The following is a 21,224-nucleotide window of genomic DNA, read 5'->3' as shown; positions in this document are numbered from 1 at the left end:
AGCACCTCGGCTTGCTGGTCGGATGGCCGGTGAAGACCCCGCATGGCTGCCGGCCGCTGCCCCGACGGGCTCGATCACTCAAAGCCTCGACCGCGACGAGCTCTTCTCCCTGCTGACTTGGACGTGCCCCAGCAGCCGGCCCAGGTGCCGTCAGCTCCCAGTGGGTGAGTGCGACGACGCCGATTCACCTGTGGCATCAGGGCTTTAATTCGCTCCCCCCGCCACATGCGTCAGTTCACCTCTACCAACCACAAGATCAATTATCGAGCGAGTCCTGGCCCGGATCGGGCACTGCATTCGGCTGAAAGCGGCTCAGCCTGTAGGTGGTCGGCTGCATCAGGCGCCCACAGAACGTGTCCATTCGCACCGCCGTCCAGTCGACTTGCGTGTCCGACGCTCGGAGACGGCGGATGTGAGCGCGCCATTCCGACTCATCCTGGGTCTCGAAGAGCACCTCCCAGCGGCCCGCGCCAGGCGCGAAGCGAGCAGCCGTCCGCTGCATGTCCTCCTGCTGCTGACGTCGTCGCTTCCGCTGCCCTGGCATCGGCCCAGCATCGCTGGGCCCCACCATCACAGCAAGACCATTAACTACCGTCCGAGACCAGTACGACGTTGAATTTGTCAGACAGGTCCAGCGCCAAGGTGAATCGGTAGCAAGCCTGGCCCGCTCACGCTCAGGGCGGCTTCAGGCCCTGCTGGCACGGCCGCCCTTCCTTGCCCGCCTGCTCCGCTAGCCTTGCTGCCGGTCGCCTACCGGGTCTGGAACGAGGCAGGGAAGAATCACGGTGTCTGTCCTTATCGCCGGGGGAGCCGGTTACATCGGAAGTACCGTCGCTTCAGCCTGCCTGGACGCGGGGGTCACCCCGGTGATCCTCGACAACCTCGTCAGGGGCCGCCGCGAGTTCACCGACGGACGGATCTTCTACGAAGGCGATATCTCGGACGGAGCCCTGATCGACCGGATCTTCTCGGAGCACCCGGACATCTCCGCCGTGGTGCACTGCGCGGCGCTGATCGTGGTGCCGGAGTCCGTGGCGGACCCGATCGGCTACTACGAGGCGAACGTCACCAAGAGCCTGGCCTTCGTCAGCCATCTCCACCGCAACGGCTGCGACCGCCTTGTCTTCAGCAGCTCGGGCTCCATCTACCAGGCCGAGGACGGCTCCCCCGTCACCGAGGACTCGCCACTGGCACCGCAGAGCCCCTACGCGCGGACCAAAGCCGTGTGCGAGGAGATGTTCACCGACATCGCCGCGGCCGGAAAGATGCGGGTGCTGTCGCTGCGCTACTTCAACCCGGTCGGCTCCGACCCCCTGCTACGGACCGGTCTCCAGCTCAAGAGACCCAGCCACGCCCTGGGCAAGTTGATCCAGGCCCACCAGGAGGGCACGCCGTTCCCGGTCACCGGCGTGAACTACCCGACCCGCGACGGGACGGGCATCCGTGACTACGTGCACGTGTGGGACCTCGCCGCGGCTCACATCGCGGCGATCGACTGCTTCGACGCCATCCTCACGGCGTCGAAGCCGTCGATCGCGATCAACCTGGGCACCGGCTCCGGCACCACCGTCCGGGAGCTGTGCGCGGCGTTCGACAACGTGGTGAGCACACCCCTGAGCACGGTCGACACCGATCCGCGTCCTGGTGACGTCGCCGGTGGCTACACCACGAGCGACCGGGCCGCGACGCTCTTGGGGTGGACGCCGAAGCTGTCCCTGGAGGAGGGCATCCGGTCCGCCCTGAACTGGATCCCGGTGCGCGACGAGATGCTGAAGGACTGAGTCTTTCTCTCGCCGTCACTCCTGCGGGGGCGCCTCGGCCTTGGCAGACAACCCCGGGCCGGTGCGGCTGCCGCCGAAACTTCTCAGCAGCGCGTCCTTCCGGTCCGGAGGGACGGGCGGTCGCTATGCTGCGCCCGGGGCACGAGACTGGGACGAGAAGGTAGGGGCGGAAGCAGGGGGGCGGATGGGGTTAGGGCGGCGCAAGAGGGTCGGGCTGCTCGCCGCCTCGTTGGCGGTGGTCGTGCTCGGCATAGCCACCGCTGTTGTGGCCCCCAGGCTGGGTGACGACGGTCCCTCCTGCCGCTCCGCGCCCGCGTCCACCGTCGCACTCGCAGGCGATCCTCGAGCGGCTACGCGCGCCCTCGACCCAGGCGAGGACCTGGCCCGGATCGGGCGGCTGAAGGACGTGCTCGGACTACGGGGAAGGGTGCTGTGCGCGGGGCACACCGGCGTACAGGCGGCGGGGCGCGCGCTGGTCGCGGCCACGGCCGACGGGCAGCGGCCGCACAGCCGGACGATGGCCCGCATCGCCCACACGGCGGTCCTGGCACTCGGCGAGGCCCCGGATTCGCGCATGCCAAAGGGCCTGGAGCCGTATATAGCCCGCATGCTCGCCGCGTACATCGCCGACGTCCACCGGGACTTCTCCGGGTCCCGAGGCGATGAGGCCACCGGCCGCCCCGCCGTGCTCAGCGAGGAGGCGGCATACGGGAACGGCAGCGGAAACTGGGCGACGCCGTACCCGCACCCGGGTGAGGCTCACGCCGTCTTCTGGTACGAGGACCACAACTCCGAGTGGCCTCTCAAGGAGGTCGTGGGCCACCTGGCCACCGATCCCGAGGCGTTCGCCATCCTCTACGACGCCGAGCGCGCCTACCTCGCGTACTACCTCGAACGGCTCGGCGACAACGCCGTCGAGCCCGAGTGCCGCGACATGGAGACCTGCCTGCTCGGCACCCGACTGGAGCTGGGCTACGCCAGCCGCCTCATCGCCGCACTGGTCACGGCTCGAACCGACGCCGTTGAAACCGGAGCAATCCCCGACCTCGACGCCTTCGACCGCTCCGTGTTCCAGCACAGCAACGGCACCTACCGGGCCGCAGCACAGCATGTGACCAGCCACCCGCCCGCAGCCACCATCGCCCGACGCGAGGCGTACCAAGGGCGCGTCGACGGGTTCCTGGACGGCTGGAAGCAGCTGTCCGAGATCTACGACCGCTGGGCGCGTACGCGCGGGATCGAGCGGCACCACGCCGCACCACTGCGCTTCGAGATGAGAGACGGCTACATCTCCGCCCTGCGCCTGGGCTGGTAGCTAGCTACGATGCCCTCGCCGCCGATGCCGAAGCGCCGCCGCTTTGATCAGCACGCCCACGCCACCGCGTCCGCCTTCTCGACGAACTCGACCTGAAGCCGCTGCCGGACTGGCTGGAGCACCGGCGCACCGCTGGCCGACCACCGTCGACCTCGACCCGCTGGCCAACGATTCGGATCAGGGTCGAAGGGGTGAGAAGTCTGCTTGGCGCCACAGGGCACGGGCCGCGGTGTTCTGGGCCCCGGCAGGGCTGTCTGCCGTGTACCAGACCTGGGAGGTCGACGTCGTGCCGTCGAGGGGTGGCCAACCGGGATCACCCGTGGAGGCGAAGCCGACCCAGGCTGCCATCATGCGTTGGGACAGCTCATGGTCTGCGGTACGGGGTGGGCCTCCGATGAGGAACTCGACACTTTCGAGGGCGAGGTTGCCGAAGGCGAAGGGGATGTCGGCGGAGTGCCAGGCGCGTACCACTCCCTCGGGGCCCTCGCGGTGGCGGGCGAAGCGGGATGTGAAGGCTCGGCCACCGGATTGGGCGTGCCGCTCCGCGAGCCGGTTGCTGTACTCGCTGAACAACAGGTCGCCGAAGATCGCAAGATAGACGTCGAGCACGGGGGCGTCGGGCATCAGCGCCCGGTAGCCCGGCACCACGTCGGCGGGGAGGCGGAAGTCCCGGGCGAAGTCGGCCAGTTGTTCGTCGGTGGTGACCTTCGCACTGCTGCCGACCGCGTCCATCAGCCAGTACTCCTCCGTGGTGTGGGACACCAGGAGGTCCACCGTCTCTGAGGCTCCGGCGGCCGCCGACAGGGGGTCGGCGGGCAGGATGTCTCCGTCGGCGACCGGACCGTAGATCACGGGGTTGTAGTGGCGGGGCCCGGAACCCGGATCTTGCCGGTAGCTCTCGACGACACGATCGGAGGCCACGACCAGTGTGTGCGGGGTCGCGGATGCCAGGTGCTCGGACGTGGCGGGGATGCCGGCCGCCGCGGCGACCCTCCGGGTGGTCTCAGCCGCGAGCTCCCTTGAGTAGCAGGGGCCGACGGCGCTGTGGGCGATGACGCGGCGGAACAGCCCGCGCGCCCGGTCCATCACCATCAGGCAGGCGGCCGAGGTCGCCCCGGAGGACTGCCCCGCCACCGTGACATTGGTCGGATCGCCACCGAATGCGGCGATGTTCTCGCGCACCCACCGCAACGCGGCGATCTGGTCGAGCAGGCCCCGGTTCTCCGGGTACGGCGGCTCGGCGCCGGGCGGTATGTGACCGAAGCCCTCGAAGCCGAGTCGGTAGTTGAAGGTCACCACCACCAGCCCGGCACCAGCGAGGGCGGTGCCGTCGAAGTCGGGCTGCGCGGAAGAGCCGAAGGTGTAGGCACCACCATGGATCCAGACCAGAACCGGCACCGGGCCGCTGTCGGATGCCGGAGCCCAGACGTTGAGCGTGAGGATGTCCTCGTCGCCGGGCGACCAGGACGGCGCCCCGGGAAGCTGGGCCGACTGCGGGGCCACCGGTCCGAAGTCCCGGCACTCACGGACGCCCTCCCACGCCTGAACGGGACGCGGCTCTCTGAACCGGTTGGCTCCGAAGGGCGCGGCAGCATAGGGAATACCGAGGAACGCCACGACATCGGGGGCCGACCGACGGCCCCGAACCAAACCGTCTTTCGTCCTGCGGACATCCACGGGCTTCCTCCATCAGGTGGTACGCGGTCGGCTGCGCGTAGCAACATCGACTCGAGCGTGTCGTCGAACTCGGGTCTCAGCCTGACAGGGATGCGGAGTCCAGCACCAACACCGGGATCCGCCCGATTGACGCATGTGTGATGTCAATCGGCTGCGGGCCGCTCGCAGGGCGACCGGCTCTGTCGCTGATCGTGTGACGCGGGAGATGTGTCGCATCGGCTGAGCGGACGAGCTGACCACCGCGACGGGGAACCCGGAGACTTCGCAGTCACGGACAGTGACGGGCGCTGGCGCTTGGCGGAGGATGTGCTCGATGGAGGAGTCCGGGCCCACCGTCTGGGCTCCTGGAGGCCGATGCCTCCAGGAGCCCTAAGCATCACTGACGGTTACTTCGCCGTCCGCGACGGTTTCCTCGTCGGCGCTTTCGCCGTGGACGCCGTCGGTCGGCCGGATCCGCGGGCCACCTTGCCGGTGGCGGCACCGCTCGGGGTGCCGGTCGCCGCACCGCTCTTGGCTCCCTCGGATACCACCCGGCGACGAGCACCACGCCCGCCGGCCGCGGAGGAGCTATCGGGCGCTGCCGCGCCGGACCCGGTCCGGCGGCCCGAGCCCCGTGTCCCTGTCCCGGTGGGGGCACCCGCGGCGGTCTCGGACCTGCCGCCGCCGTTTCGGCGTCGGCGGCCGGATCGCCTGCTGGGCTCGGCGTCGGTCTTCCGGCTCGGACGGGACGTCGTCGGTGTCGCCTGTCGGGGAACCTCGATGGTGATCGCCACGCCGGAAGGCTCGCGGGCGCCGGTGATGGTGGCCAGTTCCGCGTCATTCGAGGTGACGCGGGCGGTCCGGGGGCGGATCCCCGCGTCCGACATCAGCCGGGTGACGTCTCGCTTCTGGTCGGGCAGGACCAGGGTGACCACGCTGCCGGAGCCGCCGGCGCGGGCGGTGCGGCCGCCCCGGTGGAGGTAGTCCTTGTGGTCGGTGGGGGGATCGACGTTCACGACGAGGTCGAGATCGTCGATGTGTATGCCCCGGGCCGCGACGTTCGTCGCCACCAACGCGGTGACCTGACCGTTCTTGAACTGGTCCAGGGTGCGGTTCCGCTGCGGCTGGGAGCGGCCTCCGTGGAGCGCCGCGGCGCGGACACCGACGGCCAGGAGCCGCTTGGCGAGCCGGTCAGCGGATCGCTTGGTGTCGAGGAAGAGGATGACCCGGCCGTCACGGGCCGCGATGCGCGTGGTGACGGCCTTCTTGTCGGTCTCGTTCAGGACGTGGAGCACATGGTGCTCCATGGTGGTCACCGCCCCCGCCGACGGGTCCACGGAGTGGACGACGGGGTCGGTCAGGAACCGCTGCACCAGACGGTCGATATTGCGGTCCAGGGTGGCGGAGAAGAGCATGCGCTGCCCGTCGGGCCGCACCTGCTGGATCAGCTTGGTGATCTGCGGCAGGAAGCCCATGTCGGTCATCTGGTCGGCTTCGTCCAGCACCGTGATGCGCACGCTGTCGAGCACGCAGTCCCCGCGTTCCACGAGGTCGTTGAGCCTGCCGGGGCTCGCCACGAGCACCTCGGCGCCGCGCCGGAGCGTGTTGGCCTGCTTCGTGATGGACAGCCCGCCGACCACGGTGGCCAGTCGGAGGTTCACCGCCGTGGCGTAGGGCGTCAGCGCGTCCGCCACCTGCTGGGCGAGTTCACGGGTGGGGACCAGCACAAGGGCGAGGGGTGCCTTGGGCTCCGCGCGCAGGCCGGCCGTGCGGGCCAGGAGCGCCAGCCCGAACGCGAGGGTCTTGCCGGAGCCGGTGCGACCCCGTGCCAGAAGGTCACGGCCGGCGAGGGAGTTGGGCAGTGTGGCGGCCTGAATCGGGAAGGGGGTGCTCAGACCTTGCGCGGTGAGCGTCTTCAGGAGCCCTGCGGGCATGTCCAGACCGGCGAAGTCCTCGACGGCGGGAAGCGCGGGTGTCGTGCTTTCCGGCATCCGGAACTCCCTCGGCGACGAGTCGGGCGAGGGGGGCGAGGAGGTGCGTCGGGTCGGCTTCTGGGGCCTGCGGGACATGCGAGTATTGCCCTTCTGGAAACAGCACGAACCGGGGTCCGCACCCTGGCGGTGCGGACCCCGGTGGCGGATACGCGTCCGGCGATCAGGCGGGGACGATGTTCTCCGCCTGCGGGCCCTTCTGGCCCTGCGTGACGTCGAAGGAGACCCGCTGGCCCTCGTGGAGCTCACGGAAGCCCTGCGACGCGATGTTCGAGTAGTGGGCGAAGACGTCGGGGCCGCCGCCGTCCTGCTGGATGAAGCCGAAACCCTTTTCGGCGTTGAACCACTTCACGGTTCCCTGTGCCATGATCTTCTCCTTCTGTAGGCAGAGGCCCCATCCGGAGATGCCGGAAACAAATAATGCGCCCGAAGGATGAACATTCCTGTCAGGCGCACATAGGTTCATGGGTACCACAACTGCAACGCCAAAACCATAGCACACCTCGACGGCCCGCAGTGGAAGCGCGACGCGCGGTTCCGTCACGCCATCAAGACACGTTTCTGCTGGTCAGGGCTGCTTCTGCGGTGGCCTGCATGCGGAGGGCCGCGGAGGGTGGCCGCAGAGCGACCGCGGTAACGGCGGTGGCGGTGACGGCGTTCGCGGCGCGGAGACGACAGGCAAGATCGTTCTCAGTGAGCCGTGACGGTGGAGGGATCGAGTCCGAGGGCGCCTGCGGCGGTGCGGACCGCGAGCAGTTCGTCATGGGGCACCTGCCCGACCAGCGCGATCACGGCCCCCTCCAGTGCGCCGGCGAAGGCGAGGGCGACAGCCCTGGCCGGCGGGCCCTCGGGGATCGACCCTGCCTCACGCCCGGCTTCGATGAGCCCGACGCAGAAGTCGATGAGTTTTTGATAGCCCTGTTCGACCGAGCGCCCCACGGGGTGGTCCCGCCCGGAGAACTCCAGCCGCAACGCGATCGCCACCCGTGCGATGTCTCGCCGGCAGAAGACCGTGTGACCGCGGGCCAGGGTGAGCAACGCGGCGACCGGTTCCGACTCCTGCTCGACGAGCCGGCCCACCTCCTGGTCCCAGGTCTCGTAGATCCACTCCAGCACGGCCAGGGTCAGTTCCTGCTTGTCCTTGAACTGGTGATAGAGCGCCCCGCGTGTGTACCCGGCCTCCTTGGCCACCTGTTCGAGGACGAGGTTGCCGTACCCGTAACGCGACAGGCCGCGCGCGGCGGACTCGAGCAGCAGGGCCCGGGTACGCAGTCTGCGATCGGCCTGGGTCAGCCTCTCCCGGGTCTCGTCAGGCATGTCTCGCTCCGATCAGGTGGTCGAAATCCTGCTGGTGATCAACTGTCGTGCCGCCCACCGATGACCGTTGCCGACGACCGCCCAGACGAGTCGAGCGAGGGTCGGCTGTTTGTAGTGGAGAACGCTGGTGAACAGTCTGCACGTCGGTTCGACACGCCGACCCACGAGGACGACGCGCATCAGCGGCAGTGTCGTCTCGAGGTGGACCACATCAGGGCGGGACTCGATGACCCGGAAGCCGGCCACCCGGTCTGCCGGCCCCTCGGGAGCACCGCGCATTCCCAGCAGCCCCGCAACGAGGTCGACCCACTTGGGCGTGCCGTCCAGTCCGGCCCGGACCCAGACCTCGGGCGGGTGCGGGTCCGGTTCGGACAGACGGAGCTCGAAGGCATCGGCGTAGTCGTAACGCCGAGCTGTGGCGATCGGGTCGGTCACTTCGACCCGCCGCACCTGTCCTGCCAGTCGGTCCTTCATGTCGCACGCCCCCTCGGCGATCAACTCCCTCCAGCATACATGCATGCACGCATGTATGTATGTGCTTTGGGACGGGGTCCCGCTGCCGTAGGGGCCGAGTCAGCCAGCGGCAGCACACACGTCCACCCCCAGCCGCCTCACCCAGCTCACCGGCCTCGCCCGGCGATGTCGCCGACCGGCCGTCGAGGATGGAGGCTGCGCCGGACGGGCTCCTGCGGCGCCGCCGTGTCGCGGCTGCGACATCGTCATCCGACAAGGGCTACAAGCGCGGCGACGGTGCCTGGGTGTGGCGGGTCGGATCGGACAGGAACCCGGTCATCGACTACGCCGACGAGAACTGGCGGGGAACCGCTGGGACATCACCCACTGCTGATCCCTCCCGCAAGGACCGCCGGCCGACACCGTCGAGCTCCGTCAACAGGCCGGTCTGATACGGATGTGATCGACATCGAGAGAGCAACGAGCTGAACGACTGGTGCGGGTGGGCCCTTGAGATACGGGCCCACCCGCACCAGACTTCGAGATCAGCTCAGGAGACTCCGCGATCCTGCCCGCTTACGGGCCCTCGTGCAGGCCGGCGTCGGCCGGGCCACGGGTGAAGCCGGTGAACCGTACCCGCAGGCCCTCGCGTTGAGGCGAGCAGCAGAACGGCCCCGCGGTGGCGATCGCGTCAGGGGGCAGGTGCGCGAGACGGACCATCCGCCAGGGGCCCTCGCCACCGCGGGCCCGGATGGTCAGTGCGTCGCCGGAGCGGCTGACGCGCACGGTGACCGGCTTGCCGTCCCATTCGGGGACGGGGGCCAGCGACCAGTCCGAGGTGTCGTGGGTGACCACGGCGCCCACATGCAGGGTCCCGTCCGTCACCTCGACTCCCGCCTTCACCCAGGTTCGCTCATCCACCCGAACCATCACCCCGGCCTGGTCATACAGGGCGGTGAAGTCGGCCTGGAAGGACACTTCGACCGCGGAACCCACCGGGAAGTCGGTCAGCAGGGCATGACCGCTGTCGCGAACGAACCCGTAGCAGGTACGGCGCCAGAAGTCGCTGCCATGCCCGGTGGTCACCAACAAGTCGTCACCGTCCCGCTCCACCGCCGGCGGACGGTTCAGCCACCCGGCCTCATCCCACGACACGATTCCATCGAACCCCACCACGACCCCTCTCCCCTTGTTCCCTCACGACCGGTCTACGGCCGCACCACATCGTATGAGCGGCCCCCACACCGCTCACACGATCGCCATCGACAGGGCACGTCACATGGAGGAGGTGGACAGACGAACAAGCGACCAGGCGAAAGACGGCGCCGCCACGGCGCGCCCCAACAACGAGGCGCCCATGGCACCACCACACCGACACTCTCGTTCTGTCCGTGGGGCCGCCGCGGCGGGGGCCCGCGGCGGCTGTGGCCACTCTGCCCCTCCCGGGCGCCGCGCACATCGGTCATTCGACCGATCAGGACGCGCCGTCTTCTCGTCAGCCGACGACGCACTTTCTCCGCGACGATGCCGTCCCAGGGCCGCACCTGCCCCTCCGGTGAACCAGGCGCGCCGGCCGCGGAGCGGCCACGGGCCATGTCAGACCGCGGGGCCCGGGAGTGCGCCGGGAGCGGTGTCGCCCAGGTAGGCGCGGGCCAGGCGCAGGGAGTCCTCGAAGATGCGGTAGTCGGTGACCAGGCCGTCCCGGACTGTGATCTTGAGGATGAATTCGTCGTCCAGGGTCTGTCCGGAACGGTGGTAGCGGTAGGCGAAGCGGCCGGGGATCAGGACCGTGTCGCCGAGCTCGGCCATGCCGTGGATGTCGAAGGCGAGCGGTTCGGCGACGGTGAAGACGAGTTCGAAGAACTCCCGCAGGCTCGCGTGCCCGCGCCGTTCGCCGGCCCAGGGCACCAGCGCGGGCTCCCCCGGCACGTACCAGTGGGCGTCCTCATCGACCAGGGCCAGTATCTGGTCCAGGTCATGGGTGGCGAACGCCGCGAAGAAGGCACGGACGGTGTCGGTGGCGGTGGTGGCGGTCCCGGTGGCGGTGGTGGCGGTCATGATGGGCCTCGCTTGCTGGGCAGGACAACGTGCCCGACCAGGCTGACAGCCCGACAGAGCAGCCATACCCCGTATGTGAGACTGGGTATGGCGTCCATGCCCGGGAGGCAAGAGTGGAATTGCGGCTGCTCCGCTACGCGGTCACGGTCGCGGACGAGGGGTCCGTCAGCGCGGCGGCCCGCCGCCTCCACATGACCCAGCCCACCCTCAGTCGCCAGCTGCGCGAGCTCGAGCGGCAGCTGGGCACCGTGCTGTTCGCCCGCGACGGCCGGACCCTCGTGCCCACCGCGGCCGGGACCGCCCTGGTGGACCGGGCGCGGCGGGTGCTGGCCGAGGCCGGTCGTCTGCGGGAGGACGTGGACGCGGCGGCTCAGGGTCGCACCGGACGGCTGACCGTCACCTTCTCCGGGTCCGGTATCAACGGTCCGCTCGGCGCCGCCCTGGGCCGGCTCCACACCGATCTGCCCGACCTGGACCTGCGGCTGGTGGAGAGCTTCGACGACCAGGCCATGTCGCAGGGCGTCCTGGACGGGCGGTACGACCTCGCCGTCCAGCGCCTGCCGTTGGCGAGCGGCGAACTGACCGCCACCGCCTGGTGGAGCGAACCGCTCTCCGTCTTCCTGCCCGCCACGCATCCCCTCGCCCAGGGCCTGGCGCGACAGCCGGCCGATCTGACGGTCCTGGACGAGATCCCCTTGGTGCTCTGGCCTCGCGACGTCTCGCCGCGCTCCTACGACGAGATCATCGCCCTGTGCCACCGCGCGGGTGTCAGCCCGCGCATCGCCGCCGAAGGTCGAACCGTTCAGACCCTGCTCGCCCTGGTCGCCGCCGGATTCGGCGCCGCCATCCTCACCGACTCACACCGCACCCTGCGCCGCGCCGGCGTCACCCCGCGGCTCCTCAACCACACGACCACCACCCTCTACCTCACCCACCGCACCGACAACACCAACCCCTCCCTCGACCGACTCCTCGACGCCCTCACGCTCAAGCCTCACTGAAACGCGGCCGCGGCGGCTCCGGCCGGCCCTCGGGGCAGCCTTTCCACGGCCTGCGCGCGGCCGATGCGAAGAGGACCTCCGGGTCGTAGGCGGGCACGTTGACGCGCGCGGAGCGGTGCGCGAACGCGCTGGCGTCGGGGCCGACGCGGTCCACGGCGAGCCAGCGGACTGGTTCACCGCGAGGTCTATCACCAGGTCCCACCGGAAGTGGAGTACTCACTGACCGACTTCGGCCACTCACTCATCGCCGCTCTCGCCCCGCTCAGCCCGCACGGTGGCCCGACCTCACCCCGACCCGGGGGTGCCGCGCGAGTGGCTCGCGTCGATGACGGCTGCCGAGCGGGCGGCCGCCGATAGCGCGGAGCGCCGTGCCGTAGCGACCGTACTGTACGCGCGAGTGATCACTGACGTGCAGGCACAGGAGCCCGCACTGGCGGGCCCCAGAGTCAGGGTGACGCACGGGTCAGGTGGCAGACGCCGAGCCACCGGCCACCGCGGCGGGTGGACGGGGGTGGCGAGGCGAACCGGCCGTACTCGCGGCCGTTGCCTCGGAGGCGGCCGGGACACGCGGCGCGGTGGAAATCAGATGCGCGGCCGGGGCCCCGCGCGGCACTATGAAGGGGATGGACGCACGACGTGAGACGCGGATCTCCAAGTACCTGTCCCGGCATCTGCGGCACGATCCGGGGCGCATCGGCGTCACGCTCGACCCGCACGGCTGGGTGGACGTCGACGTCCTGATCGCCGCGGCGGTCGCGCACGGCTTCTCCTTCAGCCACGCGGAGCTGATCCAGGTGGTCCGCGCCAATGACAAGCAGCGGTTCGCCGTGGTGGACGGCCGGATCCGCGCCAACCAGGGGCACACGGTTCCGGTCGATCTCGGACTGCCGACGTCGGTGCCGCCCGAGTACCTGTTCCACGGCACGGTGGCCCGGTATCTGCCGGCCATCCGGGCGGAGGGTCTGCGGCCGATGCACCGGCACGCGGTGCACCTCTCGCCCGATCGGGAGACGGCCCTACGGGTGGGCGCGCGGCGCGGCACACCGGTGGTGTTGTCGGTCCACGCCGGGGCGATGCACCGCGCCGGACGGGAGTTCCGGCTCAGCGCCAACGGGGTGTGGCTGGTCGACCACGTACCGGCCCCGTTCCTCCGCTTCCCCGGCTGACAGCGGCCGACGACAACCGCACACGGCCCGTAGGGCCGTCCGAAGCCGGAGGCTTTCTCAGGTCCTCCCGCTGGCAGAAGGCCGCGGTGCCGGTCAGCAGCCGCAGGCGCGGTCGGCGTCCGGGGCGGCGGTGCGGCAGGCTTCGGCCTGGGCCGCCGTACCGGCAAGGGTGTCGGCGTCGGCCTTGACGACGTAGACCTCCCAGGGCTCGCGACCGGGGCCGTGGACCCAGACCTTGTCCTGGAGCGCGTAGCAGCAGGAGGTGTCGGTCTCCTCGACAGCGGCCAGGCCGGCTTCCTTCAGGCGCGTGGTGGCGGCACTGACCTGGTCGGTGGTTTCGACCTCGACTCCGAGGTGGTCCAGGCGGGTGTCCTGCCCGGCCTCACCCTCGATGAGGACGAGCTTCAGTGGGGGCTCGGCGATGGCGAAGTTGGCGTAGCCGGGCCGGCGCTTGGCGGGTTCGGTACCGAAGAGCTTGGAGTAGAAGGCCACCGACGCCTCAAGGTCGGCGACGTTGAGAGCCAGCTGGGCACGGGACATGTCGATCACCTCATGCACTGAATCGAAGTATTTCAATGCAAGCTTGCGCCCTGGATCGAAGAACGTCAAGATAGAGAAATGTCGAAACAGGATGTGGTGCTCGGTCAGGGCGTCCCCGGCGGCTGCTGCCCCACGCTGGCGACCGCGCCCCTGGCCGAAGACAGGGCCGAGGACCTGGCCGGGGCGTTCAAAGCCTTGGGTGACCCGGTACGGCTGCGACTGCTGTCGATGATCGCCTCCCAGGACGGCGGGGAGGTCTGCGTGTGCGAGCTGACCCCGGCCTTCGAGCTGTCCCAGCCGACGATCTCCCACCACCTCAAGCTGCTCCGCAACGCCGGCCTCATCGACGGCGAACGGCGCGGAACGTGGGTCTACTACCGCGTGGTGCCCGGAGCACTGGACCGGCTGGCCGACGTCCTGCGCACCCCGCGGGGCGCCGGAGCAACCCCGTGAACGCCCCGCTGGCCCGTCGCGCCGCCGCCGAAGCCCTGGGAACCTGTCTGCTCGTCGCCATCGTGGTCGGCTCGGGCATCCAGGCCACCGAGCTGACCCGCGACGTGGGCGTGCAGTTGCTGGCCAACTCGCTGGCGACGGTCTTCGGCCTCGGTGTGCTGATCGTTCTTCTCGGCCCCGTCTCCGGCGCCCACTTCAACCCCGTGGTCACCCTCGCCGCCTGGATCACCGGCCGCCGCGACGGTCGGGGCCCGGGTCCGCGCGAGGTCGCCGCGTACCTCCCCGCCCAGGTCGGCGGGGCGGTGGCCGGCGCGGTGCTGGCGGACGCGATGTTCGCCCGACCTCTCGTCCACCTCTCCACCCATGACCGCTCCGCCGGCCACCTGTGGCTCGGCGAGCTCGTGGCGACCGCCGGCCTGGTCCTGGTCGTCTTCGGCCTGACCCGCACCGGCCGGGCCCACCTGGCGCCCGCCGCGGTGGCCTCCTTCATCGGCTCCGCGTACTGGTTCACCTCCTCCACCAGCTTCGCCAACCCCGCGGTGACCATCGGCCGGGCCTTCACCGACACCTTCGCCGGAATCGCCCCCGCCTCCGTCGCCCCCTTCATCGCCGCCCAGTTGGCCGGCGCCGCCATCGGCCTGGCCCTGACCGCGGTCGTCTTCGCCCGCCCGGCCCCCGCGGGGTCCCACGCCCCCACTCCGGTCGGCGAAGCCTTGACCACGCCCGCCACCCGCTGACCAACCCCTGGAGACCCCCGCCGTGAGCACCCCCGCCGAGCGCCCGACCGTTCTCTTCGTCTGCGTCCACAACGCCGGACGCTCCCAGATGGGCGCCGCCTTCCTCACCCACCTCGGCGCGGGTCGGGTCGAGGTCCGCTCCGCCGGCTCCGCCCCGGCCCAGACGGTCAACCCGGCCGTCGTGGAGGCCATGCGCGAGGTCGGCGTCGACATCTCCGCCGAGGTCCCGAAGGTCCTCACGGTGGAGGCGGTGCGGTCCTCGGACGTGGTGATCACCATGGGCTGCGGAGACGCCTGCCCGTACTTCCCCGGCAAGCGCTATCTGGACTGGAAGCTTGAGGACCCCGCCGGCCAGGGTGTCGACGCCGTACGCCCCATCCGCGACGAGATCGAGAACCGTGTGCGCGACCTGCTCGCCGACCTGGGAGTCGAGGCCGCGGAGTAACGACTGACTCCGCCGGGGGCATCACGAGCGCGGCGCATGGGGTCGGCCCGGTGGGGGCCGCTCACCGGGGAAAGGTCACTCGGCCCACGGAAGCGGGATCTTGTCCTCACCCCCGGGCATCATCGCCTTACCGCCGACGGCCATGGCGACCAGCGCCTCCGCCGGACCGCCCACGGCCTTCAGCCGCCGCACCGCGCCGGCGGGCAGGATGACCGCCTGTCCAGCCCCGGCCTGCCGTGTCTCGCCGTCCACCTCGACCTCGAACGCCCCCGACAGGGGCATCCACACCTGCTCACGATCGATGACGTGCACCGGCGTGGCCGCGTCCGCGCCGAGTTCGACCCGCCAGGTGCTGAGCTCGGCGCTGCCCTGGCTGGGGGCCGCCAAGCCGAACATCGTGCCGGCGGGGGTCTTGGTCGTCCGCTGCTCCCGCTCACTGACCACGTACATGAGACCTCCTATGTAAAGGATCTTTACTCGCACCGAGTAAAGTGACTTTATACGCGTGTGTCAAGATGAACCGGTGGAGACCCATGACCCCCTCGAGCGCACCGAACTCACCTTCCTCCTCGGGATGGCCTTCCAACTGGTCCTTTCCGAGTTCGTGAGCCGTGTCGACGCCGCGGGCTATGCCGACCTACGACCCATGCACGGCCTGGTCTTCCAGGTGCTGCACGGTTCCGGGGCGACCAGCAGCGAGCTGGCCGAGCGACTCGGGGTCACCAAGCAGGCCGCCGGCCAGATCATCGACGACCTGGAGACGCGGGGGTATGTGGAACGACGACCACATCCCGCCGGTGGTCGCCGCAAGCTCGTCGTCCTGACGGACAAGGCTCTGGCACACCTCGCCGTGGCCGGACGGATCCTGCACGACCTGGAGACGCAGCTGGCACAACGGCTCCAGGAGGCCGGACTCCAGCTGCCACGGGGTGAACTCGCGGCCATCATCCGGACGTTGGCCGGCGACGCGATCCCACCTCTGCGCCCGTTCTGGTGAGGTGGAACGACGACGCGGCGATGGAACGGGGATGTTGCCGCCATGGCGGGCGAGGCGGGGTGACGCGGCCCCGCCGCCGATCGCCGTTCGGTCTCCCCGCCGCCCCAGGAGCCCTTCGTGCGGTTCATGCGGTCGGCCGCGTCTCACCGGCATCTCGCGCCACGCACGGCTATGGCCGGCCGTCACCTGCTGAGCATCCGTGACCCTGGCCAGCACGGTCTTCGCCCCCTGAGGCGCGCCGCGCCGTGCACTACGTTCTCCTCGCGAAGTCAGGCGCGCGGCGAGTCGTCAAGCGTGGCGGCGCTTCGGCCTCGGGGGCGGCCCGTAGGCCAAGGCGAGAGCATTGCGTACCGCAACGCGTCCGACCGCCTGGAAGGCTCCTCGATGGGAATCGACCTCGTGGACACGGATGCCGCGCAACACGACCGCTACCGCCACGGTGGTTTCCTCGCCCAGCTCCGCCAGCTCTTCACGAATGCCCGTAGCGAGCGCGGTCTGGTACTCGGCCAACTCCGTTTCCTCGATGGAGCCATGAGTGGTCAGGCGGGTGGCCACCTCGAACACGATTCCCTCCTCCCACGGCTCGAAGTCCACGGTGACCTCGGCGAAGTCAGAGGGACAGCTGCTCTGACGCGCGTACACGGCGCGGACGCCCCGAACGGGGTGGGGAGGGAACGTTCCGGCCCTGGCGGCCACGCGACCACGGGCGGCGGTCTGTCCGGCGTCGCTCATCGCCGACCTCGTCCAGCGTCGCTCATCGCCGACCTCGTCCAGCGTCGCTCATCGCCGACCTCGTCCGGCCTCGCTCATCGCCGACCTCACGCTGTCTCCGGCCGCGATCGCCTCGCAGACGGACCACCGGTCTCCGCCGACGTGGCCTGTGCCAGCAGCCCGTCGACGAGGGCGCGGAGTCCCTGGGGGTAGGTGTCCTGCGCGACCACAGCCGCCCATCGGTGTCCGATGGCCGCCAGCCGTGGCACCTGGGACGGGTCGATGTTGCCGGGAACGGTGCCCACGGGGACGAAGCGGCCGTCGTCGGGCCGGCGCGTGGAGTGGGCGCGGACGAGGATCTCGCCGACGGTGTAGTACCAGACGCTACGGAAGACGACGATGGCCTGGTCGGGTGTGCATCCGTGGTCCATCGCTCCGGCCACGATGGTTTCGACCATCCACAGGGCCGACGCGTCGAGGCGGCCCACGAAACCGTCGGTCGTGAGGACCTCCGTCGCCCAGGGCCACGCCCTGAGGGCGTCGTGCATCGCGGTCGCGGCCGCGACGACGCGGTCCCCCGGCTCACTGGGCAGTCGGGGGCGTTCGAGCCGTGAGACGTAGTCGTTGAGCAGGAGGACCAGCAGCTCCTCCTTGTCCCGTACGTGGTGGTACAGGGTCGTCGCCCCGATGCCGAGTTCGGCGGCCAGCCGACGGATGGTCAGCTTCTCCCACCCGTCCCGGTCGATGAGCTGGCGGGCCGCCGCCAGGATCTGCTCGCGGGAGGTCAGGCGTGGCCGGCCGGTGCGGCGGGGCGAAGAGGCGGAGCGGGACATCGTCCCATCATGCTGCCCCGCCCTCCCCCGCCGCAAAACCGGCCCGGTTCCCCTCCCGTGATCGACAGCCGCTGTCCTCGCTGCTACTTTTAGAACGCGTTCGAAAAGTCCAGGCGCTCCCTCCGCATGCGCGGCGCCGGGACTCGCCCCCCGCTGTTTCGATGGGGGCTGGAACGCGTGTTGACGGACGACGGAAGGTCACGGGCGGACGATGAAGACGGACCAGACGAAACCCGCCGATGCCATCGGCCTCGGGGCGTTACTGCGCCCCGTCCGGCCGCGGCTGGGCACGGCGATCGGCCTCCAGGCCGTCGGGGCCGTGGTCGCCGTGGTGCCGTTCGCCGCGGTCGCCGAACTGGCCGAAGTGCTGCTGACGGATGGCCCGGTCGACGAGAACCGGGCATGGACGGTTGCCGCGATCGCGGCGGGCGCGCTGATGGTGTGGCTGGCGCTGACCACACTGGCGGGGGCGCTCGCCCATGGAGCGGACCTGGATTTCCAGTTGTCGGTGCGACGACGTCTGGTCGACCGGCTCGGCCGGGTGCCGCTGGGGTGGTTCACCGATCGGGGCGCGGGCGGGGTCGGGAAGGCGGTGCAGCACGACGTGGACACGATGCACCACCTGGTCGCGCACGCGCTGTTGAACCTCACCACGAGTGTGGTGACTCCCCTGGCGACGTTGGTCTACCTGTTCTGGGTGGACTGGCGAATGGCGCTGATCCTGCTGATCCCGATCGCGGTCGGCCTCGCGCTGTTCCTCCGGATGATGCTGACCATGGAGTCGCAGACGGCGGCCTTCGACGAGGCGCAGCAGCGCATCGTCAGCAGGGTCGTCGAGTTCGTCGAGGGCATCGCGGTGGTGAAGATGTTCGGACAGGCCAGGCGCGCGCACCGACAGTACGGGCAGGCCGCCGACGACTTCGCGGAGTTCTTCCTCGCCTGGATCTCGAAGTCCTATCGGGCGAGCGCGGCCTCGGAGCTGGCGATGAGCCCGGTCACCGTGCTGCTCACGGTCCTGACCGGCGGCACGGCACTGGTGTCCGCCGGTCACCTTCCCGCGGTCGACCTGCTGCCGTTCGCGATCCTCGGACTCGGGCTGGCCGGCCCCATGCAGGCGTTGCACTACTACAGCCACGACGTGGAGAAGGCGGGCGCCGCGGCCAAGCGGGTGGGTGCGCTGCTCGCGGCGCCGGAACTGGCGGTCCCCGCCGCTCCACGGCAGCCGCGGCTGGACGGCGGCGCCCGGGTGGAGCTGTCGGGTGTGGAGTTCGGCTACGACACGGACCGGCCGGTGCTGAGCGACATCGACCTGGTGCTCGAGCCGGGCACCGTGACGGCGCTGGTGGGCACGTCGGGTTCGGGCAAGACGACACTGGCGAAGCTGCTGCCCCGGTTCTTCGACCCGACCGCGGGCACCGTCACGATCGGCGGCGTCGACCTGCGTGACATCGCACCGGACCGGCTGTACCGGCTGGTGTCGTTCGTGCTGCAGGACGTTCAGCTGTTGGACGCCAGCGTGCGCGACAACATCCGCCTCGCCCGTCCCGAGGCGGACGAGGAGACGGTGCGCCGCGCGGCTCGGGCGGCGGCCGTCGACGAGCGCGTCGAGGCGCTGCCCCGCGGCTACGACTCCGTGGTCGGCCGTGATGTCCGCTTCTCCGGTGGTGAGGCACAACGGCTGTCCATCGCCCGGGCGATTCTCGCGGACACCCCGATCGTGGTGCTCGACGAGGCGACCGCCCATGCCGATCCCGAATCGGAGGCGCTGATCCAGGACGCGCTCTCGGAGCTGGCGGCCGGGCGGACCGTGCTCGTCGTCGCGCACCGGCTGGCCTCGGTGGTCGGCGTCGATCGCATCGTGGTGCTCGAACAGGGCCGGATGGTCGAGCAGGGCACCCACGAGGAGTTGCTCGCCGCCGGGGGACGGTACGCGCGGATGTGGCGGCTGCAGGAGCGGTCCGGGCTCGGGGACGCGGGCGATCACGGCGTCTACGCCGGAGCCGGCGCGGCGAAGGGGGAAGCACGATGATCCGTCGACTGTTCACCGCACTCGGCTCGAAGCACGACCGCGCGCTGCGCCGGTTGCTCGGCTGGTTCACCGCGGCCGCGTTGCTGCAGGGCGTGGCCTTCGTGCTGCTCGTCCCGGTCCTGCGCGAGCTGCTCGGCGACGAGCCGGCACGAGCCTGGCCGTGGGTGATCGCGCTCGCGGCGCTGTGGGCCGGTTACGCGGCGGTGAGCTATCCGGCGACCCTGGCCGGTTACCGGACCGGGGCGAACATGAGCCGCGACCTGCACCACCGTATCGGCGACAAGGTCGCGCAGCTTCCGCTGTCCTGGTTCACCGCCGATCGCGTCGGCGGACTCGGGCGTCTGGCCGCGCAGCGTGTGGTCGACATCATGGGGGTGCCGGCGCACCTGCTGCGGCAGTTGGTCGACGCCGTCGTCACCCCGCTGGTCGTGGTGCTGGCGATGTTCCTGTTCGACTGGCGGCTGGCCGTCTCGATGTCCGTCGCCGCGGTCGCGGTGGCGCTGGTGTACCGGGTGGCCGGCCGTGGCATGCAGGCCGCCGACCGGGACGCGGACCGTATTCACGCCGAGGCCGCCGGGCGGATCGTGGAGTTCGCCCGCGCCCAGCCGGTTCTGCGGGCCTTCGGCCGTACGGTGGAGGGCCATACCGCCCTCGACGACGCGCTGGTCGCGCAGCACGCGGCCGGTCGCCGGATGCTCCGCGCGGGTATGCCCGGTGTCGTCGGGCTCGGATTCGTCGCGCAGACGTCGTTCTTCGTACTGCTGGCCCTGGGCACCCGTCTCGCGCTCGACGGCTCGCTGGAGACGGCCGAACTGATCGCCCTGCTGGTGCTGGCGGCCCGGTTCGTCGAACCGGTCATGCTCACCGCCGAACTCGGTGGCGCGCTCCGTGTCGCCGAGAACGCGTTGACCGAGATCAACGAACTGCTCGCCACCGAGACACTGCCCGAACCGCGGGTGGCGCGCCGGGCGGACGGCGCCGACGTCGAACTCGACGACGTCCGCTTCGGCTACGACGGTTCAGCGGTGCTGGACGGACTGTCGATGCGGGTGCCGCAGGGCCGGATGACCGCGCTGGTCGGTCCGTCCGGCGCCGGCAAGACGACCGTGATCAAGCTGATCGCGCGGTTCTTCGACCCCGACGCGGGCACGGTCCGGGTCGGCGGTGTGGACGTGTCCGAGATGCGGACCGAGGATCTGACGTCGGCCATCTCGGTGGTCTTCCAGGACGTCTACCTCTTCGACGGAACCATTCTCGAGAACGTGCGTCTCGGTAGGCCCGACGCCACCGACGCGGAGGTCTACGCCGCGGCCCGCACGGCGCGGGTCGACGTCATCGCCGACCGTCTGCCGGGTGGCTGGGACGCTCCGGTCGGTGAGGGCGGCAGCCGTCTCTCCGGCGGTGAGCGGCAACGCGTCTCGATCGCGCGCGCCCTGCTGAAGGACGCTCCGATCGTGCTGTTCGACGAGGCGACCGCCGCGCTGGACGCGGAGAACGAGCACGCCCTGCAGGAGGCCATGGCGGCCTTGTCGCGGGACCGCACCGTTCTGGTGATCGCGCACCGGCTGCACACCTTGCGCGAGGCCGACCACATCGTGGTCCTCGACCAGGGGCGGGCCGTGGAAGAGGGCACCCACGACGAGTTGCTCGCTCACGACGGTCGCTACGCCCGGTACTGGCGGGAGCGCCGCCGCGCCCACGGTTGGCGTCTGACCGGGCCGATGACGGTGCGCTGATCCGA

At 70.4% G+C, this 21,224-nt stretch carries 21 protein-coding genes and 1 pseudogene; 11 read left to right on the top strand and 11 right to left on the bottom strand.

Annotation, left to right across the window (positions count from 1 at the left end; genetic code table 11):
• The first annotated feature begins 785 nt into the window (after nt 1-785).
• On the top strand, nt 786-1,781 hold the full coding sequence (gene galE / locus CD790_RS18140) for a UDP-glucose 4-epimerase GalE (protein ID WP_144384295.1): 996 nt from the start codon (nt 786-788) through the stop codon (nt 1,779-1,781).
• A 184-nt stretch (nt 1,782-1,965) separates the two neighbouring features.
• Nucleotides 1,966-3,096, top strand: coding sequence for a hypothetical protein (locus tag CD790_RS18135; RefSeq protein ID WP_144384293.1), 1,131 nt, complete (start codon nt 1,966-1,968; stop codon nt 3,094-3,096).
• Nucleotides 3,097-3,273: 177 nt separating this feature from the next.
• Here the strand turns inward: CD790_RS18135 and CD790_RS18130 are convergent, their stop codons facing one another.
• From CD790_RS18130 to CD790_RS18095, 7 genes are all read right to left on the bottom strand, one after another.
• Nucleotides 3,274-4,773 (bottom strand): carboxylesterase/lipase family protein, encoded by a 1,500-nt coding sequence (locus CD790_RS18130; protein ID WP_144384291.1) that lies wholly within the window; start codon nt 4,771-4,773, stop codon nt 3,274-3,276.
• A gap of 386 nt (nt 4,774-5,159) precedes the next feature.
• Nucleotides 5,160-6,821: a DEAD/DEAH box helicase gene (locus CD790_RS18125; protein ID WP_144384290.1), complete on the bottom strand. Its 1,662-nt coding sequence runs from the start codon at nt 6,819-6,821 to the stop codon at nt 5,160-5,162.
• A gap of 85 nt (nt 6,822-6,906) precedes the next feature.
• Entirely contained in the window at nt 6,907-7,110 is a 204-nt protein-coding gene (locus tag CD790_RS18120) for a cold-shock protein (protein WP_144384289.1), read from the bottom strand.
• Nucleotides 7,111-7,433: 323 nt separating this feature from the next.
• Nucleotides 7,434-8,060, bottom strand: coding sequence for a TetR/AcrR family transcriptional regulator (locus CD790_RS18115; protein ID WP_144384288.1), 627 nt, complete (start codon nt 8,058-8,060; stop codon nt 7,434-7,436).
• A 12-nt stretch (nt 8,061-8,072) separates the two neighbouring features.
• Nucleotides 8,073-8,579 carry a DUF2867 domain-containing protein gene (locus CD790_RS18110; RefSeq protein ID WP_144384287.1) on the bottom strand — a complete coding sequence of 169 codons (507 nt, stop codon included), beginning with the start codon at nt 8,577-8,579 and terminating at the stop codon, nt 8,073-8,075.
• Nucleotides 8,580-9,089: 510 nt separating this feature from the next.
• On the bottom strand, nt 9,090-9,668 hold the full coding sequence (locus CD790_RS18100) for a DUF1349 domain-containing protein (RefSeq protein WP_260867674.1): 579 nt from the start codon (nt 9,666-9,668) through the stop codon (nt 9,090-9,092).
• Between the two features lie 441 nt (nt 9,669-10,109).
• Nucleotides 10,110-10,571 (bottom strand): nuclear transport factor 2 family protein, encoded by a 462-nt coding sequence (locus CD790_RS18095; RefSeq protein ID WP_186319089.1) that lies wholly within the window; start codon nt 10,569-10,571, stop codon nt 10,110-10,112.
• A gap of 113 nt (nt 10,572-10,684) precedes the next feature.
• On the opposite strand from CD790_RS18095, the gene CD790_RS18090 reads away from it, so the two are divergent.
• From CD790_RS18090 to CD790_RS18080, 3 genes and pseudogenes are all read left to right on the top strand, one after another.
• The gene (locus CD790_RS18090; protein WP_186319088.1) at nt 10,685-11,572 is read left to right on the top strand and encodes a LysR family transcriptional regulator; all 888 of its coding nucleotides are present in this window, start codon (nt 10,685-10,687) and stop codon (nt 11,570-11,572) included.
• A gap of 159 nt (nt 11,573-11,731) precedes the next feature.
• Nucleotides 11,732-11,929 (top strand): annotated as a pseudogene (locus CD790_RS35850) (winged helix-turn-helix transcriptional regulator); the annotation flags it as partial.
• Between the two features lie 266 nt (nt 11,930-12,195).
• Entirely contained in the window at nt 12,196-12,738 is a 543-nt protein-coding gene (locus CD790_RS18080; RefSeq protein WP_144384283.1) for an RNA 2'-phosphotransferase, read from the top strand.
• 93 nt (nt 12,739-12,831) lie between these two features.
• Here the strand turns inward: CD790_RS18080 and CD790_RS18075 are convergent, their stop codons facing one another.
• Nucleotides 12,832-13,278 (bottom strand): ArsI/CadI family heavy metal resistance metalloenzyme, encoded by a 447-nt coding sequence (locus CD790_RS18075; RefSeq protein WP_144384282.1) that lies wholly within the window; start codon nt 13,276-13,278, stop codon nt 12,832-12,834.
• A gap of 78 nt (nt 13,279-13,356) precedes the next feature.
• Here CD790_RS18075 and CD790_RS18070 point away from each other — a divergent pair, with 78 nt between their 5' ends.
• The 3 genes from CD790_RS18070 to CD790_RS18060 are packed head-to-tail and all read left to right on the top strand — an operon-like array spanning nt 13,357 to nt 14,913.
• Nucleotides 13,357-13,731 (top strand): helix-turn-helix transcriptional regulator, encoded by a 375-nt coding sequence (locus CD790_RS18070; RefSeq protein ID WP_144384281.1) that lies wholly within the window; start codon nt 13,357-13,359, stop codon nt 13,729-13,731.
• A complete protein-coding gene (locus tag CD790_RS18065) occupies nt 13,728-14,468 on the top strand; it encodes an MIP/aquaporin family protein (protein ID WP_144384280.1) in 741 nt (246 codons plus the stop codon). The genes CD790_RS18070 and CD790_RS18065 overlap by 4 nt, the downstream gene beginning before the upstream one ends.
• Before the next feature lie 22 nt (nt 14,469-14,490).
• Entirely contained in the window at nt 14,491-14,913 is a 423-nt protein-coding gene (locus CD790_RS18060) for an arsenate reductase ArsC (RefSeq protein WP_144384279.1), read from the top strand.
• 75 nt (nt 14,914-14,988) lie between these two features.
• Here CD790_RS18060 and CD790_RS18055 read toward each other — a convergent pair whose 3' ends face one another.
• Nucleotides 14,989-15,363, bottom strand: coding sequence for a cupin domain-containing protein (locus tag CD790_RS18055; protein ID WP_144384278.1), 375 nt, complete (start codon nt 15,361-15,363; stop codon nt 14,989-14,991).
• Between the two features lie 73 nt (nt 15,364-15,436).
• On the opposite strand from CD790_RS18055, the gene CD790_RS18050 reads away from it, so the two are divergent.
• Complete coding sequence (locus tag CD790_RS18050) at nt 15,437-15,910, top strand: MarR family winged helix-turn-helix transcriptional regulator (protein WP_222108268.1); 474 nt, start codon at nt 15,437-15,439, stop codon at nt 15,908-15,910.
• A gap of 288 nt (nt 15,911-16,198) precedes the next feature.
• Here the strand turns inward: CD790_RS18050 and CD790_RS18045 are convergent, their stop codons facing one another.
• Nucleotides 16,199-16,642, bottom strand: coding sequence for a hypothetical protein (locus CD790_RS18045; protein ID WP_144384277.1), 444 nt, complete (start codon nt 16,640-16,642; stop codon nt 16,199-16,201).
• Nucleotides 16,643-16,728: 86 nt separating this feature from the next.
• Nucleotides 16,729-17,454 carry a TetR/AcrR family transcriptional regulator gene (locus tag CD790_RS18040; RefSeq protein WP_186319087.1) on the bottom strand — a complete coding sequence of 242 codons (726 nt, stop codon included), beginning with the start codon at nt 17,452-17,454 and terminating at the stop codon, nt 16,729-16,731.
• A gap of 211 nt (nt 17,455-17,665) precedes the next feature.
• Here CD790_RS18040 and CD790_RS18035 point away from each other — a divergent pair, with 211 nt between their 5' ends.
• Both CD790_RS18035 and CD790_RS18030 read left to right on the top strand, forming a co-directional pair.
• The gene (locus tag CD790_RS18035; protein WP_144384276.1) at nt 17,666-19,483 is read left to right on the top strand and encodes an ABC transporter ATP-binding protein; all 1,818 of its coding nucleotides are present in this window, start codon (nt 17,666-17,668) and stop codon (nt 19,481-19,483) included.
• Entirely contained in the window at nt 19,480-21,219 is a 1,740-nt protein-coding gene (locus tag CD790_RS18030; protein ID WP_144384275.1) for an ABC transporter ATP-binding protein, read from the top strand. Before CD790_RS18035 ends, CD790_RS18030 begins: the two co-directional genes overlap by 4 nt.
• The last annotated feature ends 5 nt before the right edge of the window (nt 21,220-21,224 follow it).

Source organism: Streptomyces sp. SAJ15 (assembly GCF_007595705.1).
Classification (GTDB): domain Bacteria; phylum Actinomycetota; class Actinomycetes; order Streptomycetales; family Streptomycetaceae; genus Streptomyces.
This window is presented reverse-complemented; position numbering and strand designations above follow the sequence as displayed.